We start from the raw sequence: 14,111 nt of genomic DNA on the forward strand, positions 1-14,111 counted from the left end.
GCGGGACAGGTATTGGATATGGTATCGTTCGTCTTGGGTCAGTTGTGTGTAGCTCATGGCAATCTTTCTTGCAGGAAAGGCCGTATGCTACCGCATATTGGCCTTTTTCTGTTATGGAAAGTTGCACTTCAAATCCGAATCCGCCGTCGTCTGAAAAATAATGGTGGGACGGCGTATCTTAACAAAAACGGCAGCCTCTGACACGGCTGCCGTTTCGGTTCATCGCCTTACAAAGTGTTTTCCAAAGCCCTTGCGCACCAGTCAATCATCGTTTGCGGCATCACACCCCACAAAACCAGCAAGAACGCGTTGACGCTTAGGAAGAATTTGGCGGCGTAATTGCTGCCGACGGGCTGGTCATGGGTGGGTTCGTCGAAATACATGACTTTGACCACACGCAGGTAATAGAACGCGCCGATTAAGGACATAACGACGGCAAAAACCGACAACCAAACGTGATGGAATTTCAGCAATACCATGATGACACCGAATTTGGCATAGAAACCCATCAGCGGCGGAATGCCAGCCATAGAGAACATAACCAGCAGCATCAGGAAGGCAAACCAAGCATGGCGTTGGTTCAAACCTGCCAAATCTTTGATTTCTTCACACTCGATATCGTCGTTGGACAATACCATCAATATGCCGAAGCCCGCAGCCGCCATCAACGCATAAGTAATGGCGTAATACAGACCTGCGGTAGCACCGATTGAGCCTGCCATAAACGCCAGCAGGATAAAGCCCATGTGCGACACGGTCGAATAGGCAAGCATACGTTTGATATTGGTCTGCATAATCGCGGCAAGATTACCGACCACAAGCGATGCGACGGCAAGCACGGCAAACATAGGCGCCCAGTATTGATGCACTTCGCCAAAACCGGTCAGCAAAATACGGAAGGCAAACATCACAGCGGCAATTTTAGGCGCCGTACCGATAAACGCGGCAACGGATGTCGGTGCGCCGTGATACACGTCGGGCACCCACATATGAAACGGCACCGCGCCCAGTTTGAACGCCACCGCCACAACGATAAACACCAACCCCAGTTTCAACAGCCACTCGTTGGCAATTTCGCTGTAAGACGATGCCAAAACAGTGGCGAAGTCAAGTGAATGCGTCGCGCCGTACACCATCGAAATACCGTAGAGCAACAGACCGGAAGCCAGCGCACCCAAGACGAAATATTTGAGCGCGGCTTCGGCGGAGCGTCCGGAATCGCGACGTAGGGCAATCATGGCGTAAAGCGACAGCGACAATAGTTCCAAACCGATATAGGCGGTCAGGAAATGCGCCGCGCTCACCATCACGCTCATGCCTAACAGGGCGAACAGCGACAAAGTGTAAAACTCGCCTTTAAAAATACCGCGCGCCTGATTGTAAGGCTTGCTGTAAATAAACAGCCCGAAGGTCAGCCCGTACAGCACCAGTTTGGACAGGCGCGACATACCGTCGGCGACATACATTCCGTGAAACGCCAGCGTACTGCCCTGCTCCCACACCGCCAGCTGCGTAACCGCCACGATAATAACGGTTCCCAAGCTCATCAGATGGGTCAGATAGCGGTTTTTATCGCTAATCCACAAATCTGCCAGCAACACCACCAACAGCAGCGCAAACAGCACGATTTCGGGCATGGCAGGCATTAAGTTCAAATCAATCAAGTTCATTCGCACACCTCAAATCTTGCTTTGCGCCACATGGGCAATCAAATCGTTTGCCGCCTGATGCACCACTTCGATAAACGCCTGCGGATACAGACCCATACCCAATACCGCAGCCGCCAAAATCGCCAGAATCGCAAATTCGCGGCAGTTGATGTCTTTCATATCGGCAACGTGCGGATTGCCGATCGCGCCGAAAATCACGCGTTTATACATCCACAGCGTGTAAGACGCGCCGAAAATCAGCGTCAGCGCCGCCAGCGCGCCCACCCAGAAATTCACTTTGACCGCGCCCATAATCACCATAAACTCGCCCACGAAGCCCGAAGTCGCCGGCAGACCCGCGTTTGCCATCGCAAACAGCATCATAAACGCCGCAAACTTGGGCATCACGTTCACCACGCCGCCGTAATCGGCGATATTGCGCGTGTGCAGGCGGTCGTACATCACACCGATACACATAAACATCGCCGCCGACACGAAACCGTGCGAAATCATCTGAATGACCGCGCCTTTCAACGCCCAGTCGTTCAACTGCCCGTTAATGAACAAGAACATCCCCAAGGTAACGAAACCCATATGGCTGATGGACGAATACGCCACCAGTTTTTTCATATCGGTCTGCACCAGCGCAACCATACCGATATACACTACCGCAATCAGGCTCAACACGATGATGACCGGCGCGAAATAGCGCGACGCATCGGGCAGAATCGGCAGGATGAAGCGCAAAAAGCCGTATGCGCCCAATTTCAGCGTAATCGCCGCCAACACCATCGAACCGCCCGTCGGCGCCTCAACGTGGGCATCCGGCAGCCAAGTGTGCACGGGGAACATCGGCACTTTCACCGCAAACGACAGGAAGAACGCCACAAACAAAAGCTGTTGAACACCCAGCGGAATCTGTTTGATGTTTTGGAAATCCTCAATCGAAAAGCCGCCGACTTGGTAAGACAGGTACACAATCGCCACCAGCATCAGCAGCGAACCCATCAGCGTATAGAGAAACAGCTTCACCGACGCATACACGCGGCGCGGACCGCCCCATACGCCGATAATCAGATATAGCGGAATCAGCATACCCTCGAAGAACACATAAAACAGCAGGGCATCCCGCGCCGCAAACGCGCCGTTAATCAGACCCGACATGATTAAAAACGCCGCCATATACTGCGCCGGACGCTTCTGAATCACTTCCCAACCCGCCAGCACCACCATCAGCGTGATAAACGCGTTCAGAATGACAAACAGCACCGAAATACCGTCCACACCCAGCGAGTAGTTGATGCGCAAAAGCGGAATCCACTCGTGGAACTCGGTAAACTGATAGCCGCCGCTCAAACGGTCGAAACCCGTAAACAAGGGCAGCGTTACCAAGAAACCGGCAAGCGCACCGATTAAAGCGAGCACGCGGGCAAGCGGCGCACGGCTGTCCGGCCCCGTCGCCAAAACCAGCACGCCCGCAGCGATGGGTATCCATATTGCCAAGCTGAGTAGGTAGTTGGAAAACATAGTGGTTAACCTGTGGTTAAAATAAAAATATAGTTGTATGGGTTGGTTTTTCAGACGACGTTTTAAGAGGTCGTCTGAAAAAGGTTTGTTCAGGCTTCTGCTATTTGTCTCAAGCTAATTCTGCCGAATCTTCCCGCCTCATTCTTTCATATAAATCTTTAATCTTATTAACATCGGTATCGTGGGATAAGATTTCTAAATTATTCTCACGGGCAGTCGCATAATGAAACATATCGAATTTACGTTTTTCTAAATTCTTCGGCGTATTATCACGTTCGGCTTCAAACTTATCAAAGCGGTACAAATTACTTGCCAAATCAGAAACATTCTGTGTAATGTCCAAAGATTCAAACTGTGCCAAAACACCGATCAATCGAGATAATTTTTCAGATTTTTCCCAATCCACACCGCGCAAAACTTCATAACGGATAAGCGGGGTAATCACAAAACGGTTGTCATCCTGCTGCAACTTTTCCGCCATATCGCTCAATACGGCTTTCCTCTTTTCTTCGTCACTGTCATCATCCGCCAAATAAACCAAGTAATTGGTATCTAAAAGATAAACCGTCATTATTTATCCCCTAATCCGCCCAATTCCTGACGTACCAATTCCAATAAGGCTTTTTTTGCCTGTTCTTGATCACGTTCTTGGACGCGTTCTATCTTCTTCTTATTCAAATCCACGCCGAATGCTTCGTTGAGCAAATCCACAAAAGAAGCATTACTTGGATAGTCAATCATCTTGCCATAGACCACTCCGTCCTTGCTACGTGCCAAACGGTAGGCTTCTCCCTGCTCCAACTGACTGATGACCAAAGACGAATGCGTGGTAATAAAAAACGTTGTGTTCGGAAACAATTTTTTCAGCAGCGGCACGATTTTGATCTGCCATTCGTTGTGCAAATGGCTTTCTATCTCATCAATCAGCACCACGCCGCGCACATTGGCAATTTGCTGCTCATTGGTAAAGTAACTGTATCCCGCAACAATAGATTGCATAATTTTCAAAATAGACGTAAACCCGCTGGATAATTCTGACAGTTCGCGTTTTTGATTATCCAACTTGATGAATATACGATCATCTCCATTAATTTCTAAAAAATCAGATGCAATACGACCATCAAATTGATTAAGAAGAAACAGTAAAGTATCAATTTCAATTTTTCGATTATCTTCGTTTGCCTGATACGGATTGGCTGATTGGGCGCGCTGGATAATCCATTCTTCTAAATCGTTTTCCATATTTAAGGATTTAAGCGAGAATGAACTATGGCCAGATTGAAAAACAGAAAACAAATTCCCCAGATATTTGCTTGCACGCCCTTGAAAACTCCCAAACGACTGAATTTGGAAGTTTGTTTTTTTTACCCATCCACGACTCTGTGCTGCCAAATATACAAAAGGAAGTTGATGTTGATACCCTGAGAACAAAACGTCTTCGTTAATCTTAAAGCCCTGATTACTGCGCTCTGAAAAGCGCCTAAAATCCTCATTTTTTCCGTTAGGCAATTCAGCTATTTTCAAAGGTAAACGTTGCAAATCTATCCAACTAAAACCTATGTTTATGTTCGCCATTCGATAAGTAAACAACAATACCGCAAACAAACACTCCAAAAATTTAGTCTTACCCACACCGTTCTCCCCAATCAGCGTATAAACACGCTGATTGGGTTGGAAATCTACCTGCATCGTGCCGACACCGGTTACATGCTCAAAACAAACTGTACCGTCAAACAGCCGTTTATCCATATTATCTGCCCTTCTATTTTTCAGACGACCTGATTATCTGAAATGTCAGATGTCGTCTGAAACTCTAATCTATTGCCGCCTGAAACCTTCTTTTCAGACGACCTCAAACACTGCCTTCTTTCTCAATCACCAAAATCCGCGCTTCGCCGCATGGATGGGCGACGTGTTCCGTACCGATTCCTGCATAGAAGATGTCGCCGCTTTTCAACCGAACGATGTATTCTTCGCCGTTTTCTCGGTAGTGCATATCGACTTCGCCGTCCATCACGGCAAACACTTCCTCGCCGTCGTTGACGTGCCATTTGTAGGGCTGGTCTGTCCAGTGCAGGCGTACGGTGGTGCCGTTCATATTGGCGATGTCGAGTGCGCCCCATGCGCGGGAAGCGGTGAAGTCGGCAGAGCGGATGGTTTGTGTGTTTGACATTGTTTCTCAAGTTTCTTTTTTCAGACGACCTAAACGTCGTCTGAAAATCTCATTTTTATCTGAACAATCCCGATATGCCTTAGTCGGATTCTTGAATCCGACACGCTGTACTGTTTTCTTGTTCATGTCGGATACAAGTATCCGAGCTACAACTTGAATGTTTGTTTTCAGACGACCTCTACACCGGCTATGAACAGGTCGTCTGAAACCCACCTTTATCTAAACAAACCCCAGAAGGTCATGCCGAGCAGGACCAATACGCCGAACACCATAGCGGCGGCGTAGGTGTAGATAAAGCCGGTTTGGGCTTTGCGCACCTGCGCGGCAATCGCTCCGACCAGTTTGGCAGAGCCGTTGACGATGCCGTTGTCGATAATGGCGGTATCGCCGACTTTCCAGAAGAAGTTGCCCAACGCGCGCGTGCCTTTGGCGAAGATGTTGAAATACAGGGCGTCGAGGTAGTATTTGTTTTCAAACAGAACGTACACCGGACGGAACGCCTGCGCGATTTTGGCGGGCAGGTGCGGCAGTTTGACGTACAAAAGCCATGCGCTCAATACGCCTGCGATAGCGAGATAGAGGACGGGCGAATGCAGGCTGTGCGACACCATTGCCAATGCGCCGTGGAACTCTTCTTTCATGATGTGCATGGTCGGATGCGCGTCGGCGTTGACGAAAATCACGTCTTTGAAGAAATCGCCGTAGAGCATGGGTTCGATGGCGATGTAGCCGATGATGACGGACGGAATGGCAAGCAGAATCAGCGGCAGGGTAACAACCAGCGGGCTTTCGTGCGGATTGTCGTTTTTGCCCAAACCGTGATGTTCTTCGCCGTGGTCGTCTGAATGGTGTTCGGGCAGGCTGCGCCATTTTTCTTCGCCGTGAAACACCATAAAGTATTGGCGGAACGCGTAAAACGCGGTAACGAACACGCTGGCGAGGACGGCGAAATAGGCAAAGCCGCTACCCGGCAGGGTGCTGTATTTCGCTGCTTCGATAATCGAATCTTTGGAGTAGAAGCCGGAGAAGAACGGCGTACCGATCAGCGACAAGTTACCAATCAGCATGGTCAGCCAAGTAATCGGCATGTATTTTTTCAGATTGCCCATGTGGCGCATGTCTTGGTCGTGGTGCATACCGATAATGGCGCTACCCGCCGCCAAGAACAGCAAGGCTTTAAAGAAGGCGTGGGTCATGACGTGGAACATCGCCACGGAATAGGCGGACGCGCCCAGAGCCACGGTCATATAGCCCAGTTGCGACAGGGTGGAATACGCAACCACGCGCTTGATGTCGTTTTGAATCACACCCAAGAAGCCCATAAACAGGGCAGTAATCGCGCCGATCACCATAATGACGGACAGCGCGGTACTGCTCATTTCGTAAATCGGCGACATGCGCGACACCATGAACAGACCCGCCGTAACCATCGTCGCGGCGTGAATCAATGCAGAAATCGGCGTCGGGCCTTCCATCGAATCGGGCAGCCAGACATGCAGCGGAAACTGAGCCGATTTACCCATCGCGCCCACAAACAACAGTAAACAAGTTACGGTAATCAACGACCATTCCACACCGGGGAAAAGCTGGATGGTGGCATTTTGGACGTTGGGCAGATAGGCGAATACGTCCTGATAGCGCAGGCTGCCGCCGAAATAGGCAAGTACCAAGCCGATACCGAGCAAAAAGCCGAAGTCGCCGACACGGTTCACCAAAAAGGCTTTCAGGTTGGCGAAAATCGCGCTCGGACGTTTGAAATAGAAACCGATCAAAAGATACGACACCAAGCCCACCGCTTCCCAACCGAAGAAGAGCTGGATGAAGTTGTTGCTCATAATCAGCATCAACATGCTGAATGTAAACAAAGAAATATAGCTGAAGAAGCGTTGGTAGCCGACTTTTTCATCGTGCATATAGCCGATGGTGTAGATATGCACCATCAACGACACGCCCGTTACCACAACCATCATCATCGCCGTCATCGTATCGACCAAGAAGCCGACGGAAAAATCTAAACCGCCCATCGTCAGCCAGGTATAGACATTCTCGTCAAACTTGGCGCGGCTGCCGTCGATAAAGCCCCACAGCACATAAGCCGACAGCACGGCGGACACTGCCACGCCGAGTATCGTAACCGTATGCGCGCCGGCACGTCCGATTTTATTGCCGAACAAACCCGCAATCAACGAGCCTGCCAAAGGCACGAGGGCAATGATGAGATATAAAGTCATGTCGTTCATTTTGGATGAACCTTTTTGATTTAAAAATCTATGTTTGTTTTGTCGGTCGGATTCCCGAATCCGACCAATCTACTTTAGTCTTGGTTTTCAGACGACCTCACGCCATAAAGCAGGTTGTCCAACCTTAAATTTTTTTCCTTACAGGCTTCGGATTTTCAGCCAAACCGTGCGACAGCATTCAAATCCGATAAAGCTGCCTGTCTTGGCAACGCGCCCTAATCGCTTTAGTGATGATGTCGCGTGGATCTGCCAATTTGAAACCGTTCCTGTCCAAGTCCAAGCGGTCAAGGTCAGTCAGCATTATTGTATCCAAAACCACGCCTGTTTCAGGTCTACGGTATTCCACCGCAATGCCTTGACAGCCCCTTGTATGAACTTGATACACAGAGCGTATCCATGCGTATTTCACCTTACCCGCCCCACAGCCGTGTATGCAATAAGACAAACCGTCTTCGTCCAAACGTATGAATTCCTGATCTCTGCCCGTATTGCGGCGCGAATTTTGCCACATCTTCCATCCGGCAATCCCGATACCCGCACACAAAACCGACAATAAGCCAAACAGCCAGCCCAACCGTCCCGCCCATGCAAACGCAAACCACACCAGCCAAGTCGTCAGGAAAAACGGAACAGCAACCCAGCACAAAACTAAAAGCGAACGCGGCTTAAACACCCATTGCTCGATATTCGCTTGATCGGTTTGTTCAGACGGCATCCGCCCTACCCTTTCAACTCGTCCAAATCGGCAACATTAATCGTTTGTCGGTTACGGTACACCAGCACCATAATCGCCAAACCGATGGCGGATTCGGCAGCAGCGACGGTCAATACGAAGAATACGAAAATTTGTCCGGCGGTATCGCCCAGATGCTGCGAGAAGGCGATAAAGTTGAAGTTTACCGCCAAGAGCATCAGCTCGATCGACATCAGCAATACCAGCACGTTTTTGCGGTTCATAAAGATGCCCATCGCGCTGATACCAAACAGGAGCGCGCCCAATACCAGATAATGCGTCAAGGTAATCATGCTTTGCCCTCCTTTTTCGGCTTGAGGTCGTCTGAAACTTCGCTCTCTTCCACAGATTCGACTTGCGGTTTCACGGCTTCCATTTTCACCAAGCGCATACGGCCTTGGTCGGCGCGTACTTTAACTTGGTCGGCAGGATCCATACGTTTCGGATTGGTGGTTTTGCGGTGAACCAGCGCAATCGCCGCCACCATACCCAACAGCAGCAATACCGCCGCCAACTCAAACGGTAACAGGTATTCGGTATAAATACGGCTGCCCAAATCGCGGATATTGTTGTAATCCGCAGGAATGTCTTTCATCAAACCAAATGCGGCAAGGTCGGTTTTCGGGTTGACCAGAATCAAAATCAGGGCAACCGCCAACAGCGTACCGACAACGCCGGCAACAGGCGCGTGCCGCCAGAAACCGGCGCGCATTTCCTCGATGTCGATATTCAGCATCATCACGACGAACAGGAACAGCACCATCACTGCGCCGACATACACGACCACCAGCGTCACGCCCAAAAACTCCGCCTGCATCAGCATCCAAATCATCGCGCTCACGCAGAAGGTCAGCACCAGATGCAAAGCGGCGTGGACAGGGTTTTTCGCAGTAACGGTACGCAGCGCGCCGTATAGGACGATAGCGGCAAGGATATAGAACAGAATCGCGGAAAAAGTCATTCGTCTGCTCCTTAACGGTACGGCGCGTCAGCGGCTTTGCGTTTGGCGATTTCGGCTTCGTATTTGTCGCCGATTGCCAAGAGAATCGGCTTGGTCATGTGCAAGTCGCCTTTTTTCTCGCCGTGGTATTCAAAAATATGCGTTTCCACAATCGCATCGGTCGGACACGCTTCTTCGCAGAAGCCGCAGAAGATGCACTTGGTCAGGTCGATGTCGTAACGCGTGGTGCGGCGCGTGCCGTCTTCGCGTTCTTCCGATTCGATGTTAATCGCCATTGCGGGGCAAACGGCTTCACACAATTTACATGCGATGCAGCGTTCCTCACCGTTCGGATACCGCCGCTGCGCGTGCAGGCCGCGGAAACGTACCGACTGCGGCGTTTTCTCTTCGGGGAAATAAATCGTGTCTTTGCGGGCGAAAAAGTTTTTGAGCGTTACGCCCATGCCTTTTACCAACTCGCCAAGCAGAAAGGTTTTAACTAGATTAGCCATAACCTATATCCTTTTATTTTTAAAGGAATTTTATTTTTAAATGCTATAAAAATAATAATTCTATGTTAGCAACAATATCTTTAACGGCATCGTTGATAAGCACGCCCCTTAAAATAAATTGTTTTCTCTTGCATCCTAATATCAAAAGGTGATTGACCACGTTGAATTTCACCTAAAGTTGCTATCAATTCTGTACGCGCCACACCCTGAATATGCGTTCTTGAATATCGGGTATAAGAAATCGGAATATACGTTTTATTAACATATTCAAAGCCAGAATCTTGATCGGCATACATAGAATCAAAACTTTGACGATTGCTATTAAATTCAATCGCATAAACTTTATATTTTTCCTTAATACTACCATCCATATCTCGGTCACAGAATTGTTTTGCTAACTCTGCTGCAACCCAAGGAGATGACTGGACATTCACCCATTTTCCGTGAAAATTACCAGGCAACTCTTCTGCATAAGCAATAGGCATATAAATTATGCAAAGCATTTTCATAAAATTTAAAATTTTTTTCATTTTAGCTATCTCTAAAAATAATTAATTCAAACTGGTTATTTTAAAAACGAAACGTTGAAATTTGTTTCACCGCGTTCATCTTCACGCATACGCACATTGTAATGATGCACCTGACCGCAGGCCTGTACCGTCCACACTTCCTCGGACTGCATCCGCCCCTTCACACGTTTGACATCGCTGATTTTTGCATCGATGGCTTTGATGTTTTGGCATAAGAAAGCGGCACTTTCCCATTGCTTGATCACCTTCGCGACATCATTGCGCAAAACATTGTCGCCGCCGAATGCGGCACTTTGACCGCCGTATTGGATACCGCCGACAAGCGCACATGATGCCAAGATGGCGGAAGACAACATTGCTGCATATCTCTTCATTTGCTTCATCCTTTCAAAAGCCGCATCTGAATCAAAGTTTTCAGACGACCTATTTCCACAAATTCAGCGGCGAAATCATCCACACACCCAAAATCACGATGTAGGCGAAGCCGATGGGAATCAGCACTTTCCAGCCCAAACGCATGATTTGGTCGTAGCGGTAGCGCGGGAAGGTGGCGCGTATCCACAGATACCAGTACAGCACAGCCGCCATTTTCACGAACATCCAGAATGCTGAAGGCGTGCCGACAATGCCCCAGCTTTGCGGGAACGGAGACAGCCAGCCGCCGAGGAACATGAGCGATGTCAGCGCGGCAATCAGAATCATGAAAATGTATTCGGCAAGGAAGAACAGCGCGAATGCGAAGCCGGAGTATTCAACGTGGTGACCGGCAACGATTTCGGACTCGCCCTCTGCTACGTCAAACGGTGCGCGGTTGGTTTCGGCAACGGCGGAAATCAGATAAACAATGAAGATTGGGAAGAGCGGCAGCCAGTTCCACGAGAACACAGAACCGCCCGCGATGCCTTTTGCCTGCGCGGCAACGATGTCGGAGAAGTTCATGCTGCCCGACACCATCACGACGCACACCAGCGCGGCGCTCATGGCGATTTCGTAAGAGATACTTTGCGCGGAAGCACGCATTGCGCCCAAGAACGAATATTTAGAGTTGGAAGCCCAGCCCGCGATGATCACGCCGTAAACCGACAGCGAGGTAATCATCAGGATATACAAAAGGCCAATATTGATATTGGTCAGCACCCATTCTTCGTTGAACGGAATCACCGCCCACGCCGCGAAAGACGGGGCAAGCGACATAATCGGGCCGATATAGAACAGGGCTTTGTTTGACAGCTTCGGACGGGTTACCTCTTTAAACAAGAGTTTGAACACGTCGGCAAACGGCTGGATCAGACCCCACGGGCCGGTTACGTTCGGGCCGACGCGAAGCTGCATGAAGCCGATGACTTTACGTTCGAAATAAGTCAGGTAGGCGACGGTCAGAATCAGCGGAATCAGGATAATCACGATTTTCACGATGACGGATACCACCAAGCCCACGGTGATGCCCAAATCGCCCAAACCGAGCGTTGCGGCAAAGAGGTTTTGGAACCATTCCTGCATAATCAAGCTCCCGCCAGTTCAATAGTGTCCATCAACGCACCCAGCGCGGCATTTTCGGTATGCAGCGGCAGATGCACCACGTTTTCAGGCAGTCCAGCATCGGCTTTGACCATCACGGACACGCCTGCGCCGTTTTGTTTGGCGACGGCGGTTTGCCCGTCTTGCAGACCCAAGCGCGCCAATGTGTTCGGATTCACACGCGCGGCAGGTACGGCAGCATGGCTGGTCGCCTGCAACGGCGCGGAACGGCGCACGATGGCATCGGTGTGATAGATGCCGACCCCGCCCACGCGCACGAGGCGGCTTGGAGTCGTCTGAAAATCTTTTTGAGTCGAAGCGGCGCGGTTGTTCAGTTTGGACGGCAGGCTTTCCGCATCCAGCGCGTCTTTCAGAATCGCGGCGGTATCGTGGTATTCAAAGCCTTGCAGATCAAACAGGTTGCCCAATACGCGCAACACTTTCCACAGCGGACGCGAATCGCCGAAGCCCTGAACGACACCGTGGAAGGATTGCAGACGGCCTTCCATATTGATGAAGCTGCCTGAGGTTTCGGTAAACGGCGCAATCGGCAGCAATACGTCGCACACGTCCAGCAGTGTTTCGCTGACAAACGGCGTAAACGCCATCACGCTTTTCGCCTGTTTCAACGCGGCTACGGCTTTTGCGCCATCAACTGTATCGATTTCAGGCTCGACATTGAGCAGCAAGACTGCCTGTTTCGGCGCGTTTGCCATTTCGGCAACGCTCTCACCCAAGTTCACGCCCAATACGTCCGCACCGACGCTGTTGGCGGCTTGCGGCAGAATGCCCAGCACCGCACCGGTTGCGTCTGCCAGCTCTTGCGCGGCGGCGTAAATTGCGGCGTAATCGGGATGGTTTTGCACTTCTGCGCCCAAAATCACCGCTGCTTTTTCAGCGTTTTTCAGGCTCGCGGTAATCGCGTGTTCCGCATCGGCAGACAGGTTTTTCAGACGACCTGCCCACTCGTCGGGATGCACTGCTTCCTGAGACAGAAGCGGCATAAACAATTCTTCTTTACTGCTAGCCAATACGCTCAAGGCCATGCGCTCTTTGGCTGCACGGCGCAGACGAGCAGTCAGGAGCGGCTGCTCTTTGCGCAGGTTCGCACCGACCACCAGTACGGCTTCGTTGTCCGCCAGCGATTCGATGCTTTGTCCCAGCCATTGCGCACCATTGAGGTCGTCTGAAAGACGTTTGTCCTGTTGGCGCAGGCGGGTGGCGAAGTTTTTAACGCCCAAACCGTCGGCAAATTTCTTCGCCAAATACAGCTCTTCAACCGTATTCATCGGGTTCGCCCAAATGCCGACTTGGTTTTGGTTGCCGTCTTTGGCGATACATTCAATCGCGCTGCGGACATATTCCAACGCGGTTTTCCAATCCACGTCCATCCACTCGCCGCCCTGTTTGATTTTCGGGTTTTTCAGACGACTTTCGTGATACAGACCTTCGTAGGCGAAACGGTCGCGGTCGGACAACCAGCATTCGTTAATCGCTTCGTTTTCCAGCGGCAGCACGCGGCGGACGGTATGGTCTTTGGTTTGCACAATCAGGTTGCTGCCCAAAGCGTCATGGGCGGAAACGGATTTGCGGCGGTTCAATTCCCAAGTACGCGCGTTGAAACGGAACGGTTTGCTGGTCAGCGCGCCGACGGGGCACAAATCGATGACGTTGCCCGACAGCTCGGTCTCCACCGCTTTGCCGATAAAAGGCATGATTTCGGAGTGTTCGCCGCGATTGGCCATCGCGATTTCCTGCAAGCCGGCGATTTCTTCGGTGAATCGCACGCAGCGGGTACAGTGGATGCAGCGGCTCATTTCCTCGGCGGAAACCAAAGGCCCCATGTCTTTGCCGACGACGGAACGTTTTTCTTCGGTGTAGCGGCTGGTGGTTTTGCCGTAGCCCACCGCCAAATCCTGCAACTGGCATTCGCCGCCTTGGTCGCAGGTCGGACAGTCGAGCGGATGGTTGATGAGCAGGAACTCCATCACGCCTTCCTGCGCCTCCCTCGCCTTCGCCGAATGCGTGCGCACAATCATGCCGTCCGTTACCGGCGTAGCGCAGGCAGGCAGCGGTTTGGGGGCTTTTTCCACGTCCACCAGACACATACGGCAGTTGGCGGCGATGGAGAGCTTTTTGTGGTAACAGAAATGCGGAATATAAGTACCGAGCTTGTGCGCGGCCTCAATCACCGTCGCGCCCTGCTCCACAGATACCTGTTTGCCGTCGATTTCGATTTGTAACATGGTTCGTTCCTAGTTACGGGTATTTGATAAATAATCTTTTCTG

At 50.7% G+C, this 14,111-nt stretch carries 15 protein-coding genes; 1 reads left to right on the forward strand and 14 read right to left on the reverse strand.

Going from position 1 to position 14,111, the window contains the following annotated elements; translation table 11 throughout:
- The coding region (locus AAG834_RS07405; protein ID WP_342031740.1) for a hypothetical protein at positions 1-201 on the forward strand (201 nt) is incomplete at its 5' end.
- A gap of 26 nt (positions 202-227) precedes the next feature.
- Here the strand turns inward: AAG834_RS07405 and nuoN are convergent.
- The 14 genes from nuoN to nuoG all read right to left on the reverse strand — a co-directional run bounded on the left by nuoN (position 228) and on the right by nuoG (position 14,068).
- On the reverse strand, positions 228-1,670 hold the full coding sequence (gene nuoN, locus AAG834_RS07410) for an NADH-quinone oxidoreductase subunit NuoN (protein ID WP_342031741.1): 1,443 nt from the start codon (positions 1,668-1,670) through the stop codon (positions 228-230).
- Between the two features lie 9 nt (positions 1,671-1,679).
- Complete coding sequence (locus tag AAG834_RS07415; RefSeq protein ID WP_342031742.1) at positions 1,680-3,176, reverse strand: NADH-quinone oxidoreductase subunit M; 1,497 nt, start codon at positions 3,174-3,176, stop codon at positions 1,680-1,682.
- Positions 3,177-3,285: 109 nt separating this feature from the next.
- Positions 3,286-3,747, reverse strand: a complete 462-nt coding sequence (locus tag AAG834_RS07420; RefSeq protein ID WP_342031743.1) for a type II toxin-antitoxin system VapC family toxin — start codon at positions 3,745-3,747, stop codon at positions 3,286-3,288.
- Complete coding sequence (locus tag AAG834_RS07425; protein ID WP_342031744.1) at positions 3,747-4,925, reverse strand: AAA family ATPase; 1,179 nt, start codon at positions 4,923-4,925, stop codon at positions 3,747-3,749. Before AAG834_RS07425 ends, AAG834_RS07420 begins: the two co-directional genes overlap by 1 nt.
- A 103-nt stretch (positions 4,926-5,028) precedes the next feature.
- A complete protein-coding gene (locus AAG834_RS07430; RefSeq protein WP_342031745.1) occupies positions 5,029-5,349 on the reverse strand; it encodes a cupin in 321 nt (106 codons plus the stop codon).
- A 215-nt stretch (positions 5,350-5,564) separates the two neighbouring features.
- Complete coding sequence (nuoL, locus tag AAG834_RS07435; RefSeq protein WP_342031746.1) at positions 5,565-7,589, reverse strand: NADH-quinone oxidoreductase subunit L; 2,025 nt, start codon at positions 7,587-7,589, stop codon at positions 5,565-5,567.
- A gap of 178 nt (positions 7,590-7,767) precedes the next feature.
- Positions 7,768-8,304: a hypothetical protein gene (locus tag AAG834_RS07440; protein WP_342031747.1), complete on the reverse strand. Its 537-nt coding sequence runs from the start codon at positions 8,302-8,304 to the stop codon at positions 7,768-7,770.
- Positions 8,305-8,309: 5 nt separating this feature from the next.
- Positions 8,310-8,615, reverse strand: a complete 306-nt coding sequence (gene nuoK / locus AAG834_RS07445) for an NADH-quinone oxidoreductase subunit NuoK (protein ID WP_002215628.1) — start codon at positions 8,613-8,615, stop codon at positions 8,310-8,312.
- On the reverse strand, positions 8,612-9,283 hold the full coding sequence (locus AAG834_RS07450; protein WP_342031748.1) for an NADH-quinone oxidoreductase subunit J: 672 nt from the start codon (positions 9,281-9,283) through the stop codon (positions 8,612-8,614). Before AAG834_RS07450 ends, nuoK begins: the two co-directional genes overlap by 4 nt.
- 11 nt (positions 9,284-9,294) lie before the next feature.
- On the reverse strand, positions 9,295-9,774 hold the full coding sequence (nuoI, locus tag AAG834_RS07455) for an NADH-quinone oxidoreductase subunit NuoI (RefSeq protein ID WP_003798854.1): 480 nt from the start codon (positions 9,772-9,774) through the stop codon (positions 9,295-9,297).
- Positions 9,775-9,854: 80 nt separating this feature from the next.
- Complete coding sequence (locus AAG834_RS07460) at positions 9,855-10,304, reverse strand: hypothetical protein (RefSeq protein WP_342031749.1); 450 nt, start codon at positions 10,302-10,304, stop codon at positions 9,855-9,857.
- Positions 10,305-10,339: 35 nt separating this feature from the next.
- Positions 10,340-10,678 carry a hypothetical protein gene (locus tag AAG834_RS07465; protein WP_070512730.1) on the reverse strand — a complete coding sequence of 113 codons (339 nt, stop codon included), beginning with the start codon at positions 10,676-10,678 and terminating at the stop codon, positions 10,340-10,342.
- A 49-nt stretch (positions 10,679-10,727) separates the two neighbouring features.
- Entirely contained in the window at positions 10,728-11,804 is a 1,077-nt protein-coding gene (gene nuoH / locus AAG834_RS07470; RefSeq protein WP_002218648.1) for an NADH-quinone oxidoreductase subunit NuoH, read from the reverse strand.
- 2 nt (positions 11,805-11,806) lie between these two features.
- The gene (nuoG, locus tag AAG834_RS07475; RefSeq protein ID WP_342031750.1) at positions 11,807-14,068 is read right to left on the reverse strand and encodes an NADH-quinone oxidoreductase subunit NuoG; all 2,262 of its coding nucleotides are present in this window, start codon (positions 14,066-14,068) and stop codon (positions 11,807-11,809) included.
- Positions 14,069-14,111: the final 43 nt, after the last annotated feature.

Origin of the sequence: Neisseria sp. Marseille-Q2251 (assembly GCF_940793045.1) — a bacterium.
In the GTDB taxonomy this organism is placed as follows: Bacteria; Pseudomonadota; Gammaproteobacteria; order Burkholderiales; family Neisseriaceae; genus Neisseria.

What these genes read in the sequence shown, in the direction of transcription:
- nuoN (WP_342031741.1), bottom strand. Translation starts at nt 1,670, where the DNA reads ATGAACTTGATTGATTTGAACTTAATGCCTGCCATGCCCGAAATCGTG.
- AAG834_RS07415 (WP_342031742.1), bottom strand. Translation starts at nt 3,176, where the DNA reads ATGTTTTCCAACTACCTACTCAGCTTGGCAATATGGATACCCATCGCT.
- AAG834_RS07420 (WP_342031743.1), bottom strand. Translation starts at nt 3,747, where the DNA reads ATGACGGTTTATCTTTTAGATACCAATTACTTGGTTTATTTGGCGGAT.
- AAG834_RS07425 (WP_342031744.1), bottom strand. Translation starts at nt 4,925, where the DNA reads ATGGATAAACGGCTGTTTGACGGTACAGTTTGTTTTGAGCATGTAACC.
- AAG834_RS07430 (WP_342031745.1), bottom strand. Translation starts at nt 5,349, where the DNA reads ATGTCAAACACACAAACCATCCGCTCTGCCGACTTCACCGCTTCCCGC.
- nuoL (WP_342031746.1), bottom strand. Translation starts at nt 7,589, where the DNA reads ATGAACGACATGACTTTATATCTCATCATTGCCCTCGTGCCTTTGGCA.
- AAG834_RS07440 (WP_342031747.1), bottom strand. Translation starts at nt 8,304, where the DNA reads ATGCCGTCTGAACAAACCGATCAAGCGAATATCGAGCAATGGGTGTTT.
- nuoK (WP_002215628.1), bottom strand. Translation starts at nt 8,615, where the DNA reads ATGATTACCTTGACGCATTATCTGGTATTGGGCGCGCTCCTGTTTGGT.
- AAG834_RS07450 (WP_342031748.1), bottom strand. Translation starts at nt 9,283, where the DNA reads ATGACTTTTTCCGCGATTCTGTTCTATATCCTTGCCGCTATCGTCCTA.
- nuoI (WP_003798854.1), bottom strand. Translation starts at nt 9,774, where the DNA reads ATGGCTAATCTAGTTAAAACCTTTCTGCTTGGCGAGTTGGTAAAAGGC.
- AAG834_RS07460 (WP_342031749.1), bottom strand. Translation starts at nt 10,304, where the DNA reads ATGAAAAAAATTTTAAATTTTATGAAAATGCTTTGCATAATTTATATG.
- AAG834_RS07465 (WP_070512730.1), bottom strand. Translation starts at nt 10,678, where the DNA reads ATGAAGAGATATGCAGCAATGTTGTCTTCCGCCATCTTGGCATCATGT.
- nuoH (WP_002218648.1), bottom strand. Translation starts at nt 11,804, where the DNA reads ATGCAGGAATGGTTCCAAAACCTCTTTGCCGCAACGCTCGGTTTGGGC.
- nuoG (WP_342031750.1), bottom strand. Translation starts at nt 14,068, where the DNA reads ATGTTACAAATCGAAATCGACGGCAAACAGGTATCTGTGGAGCAGGGC.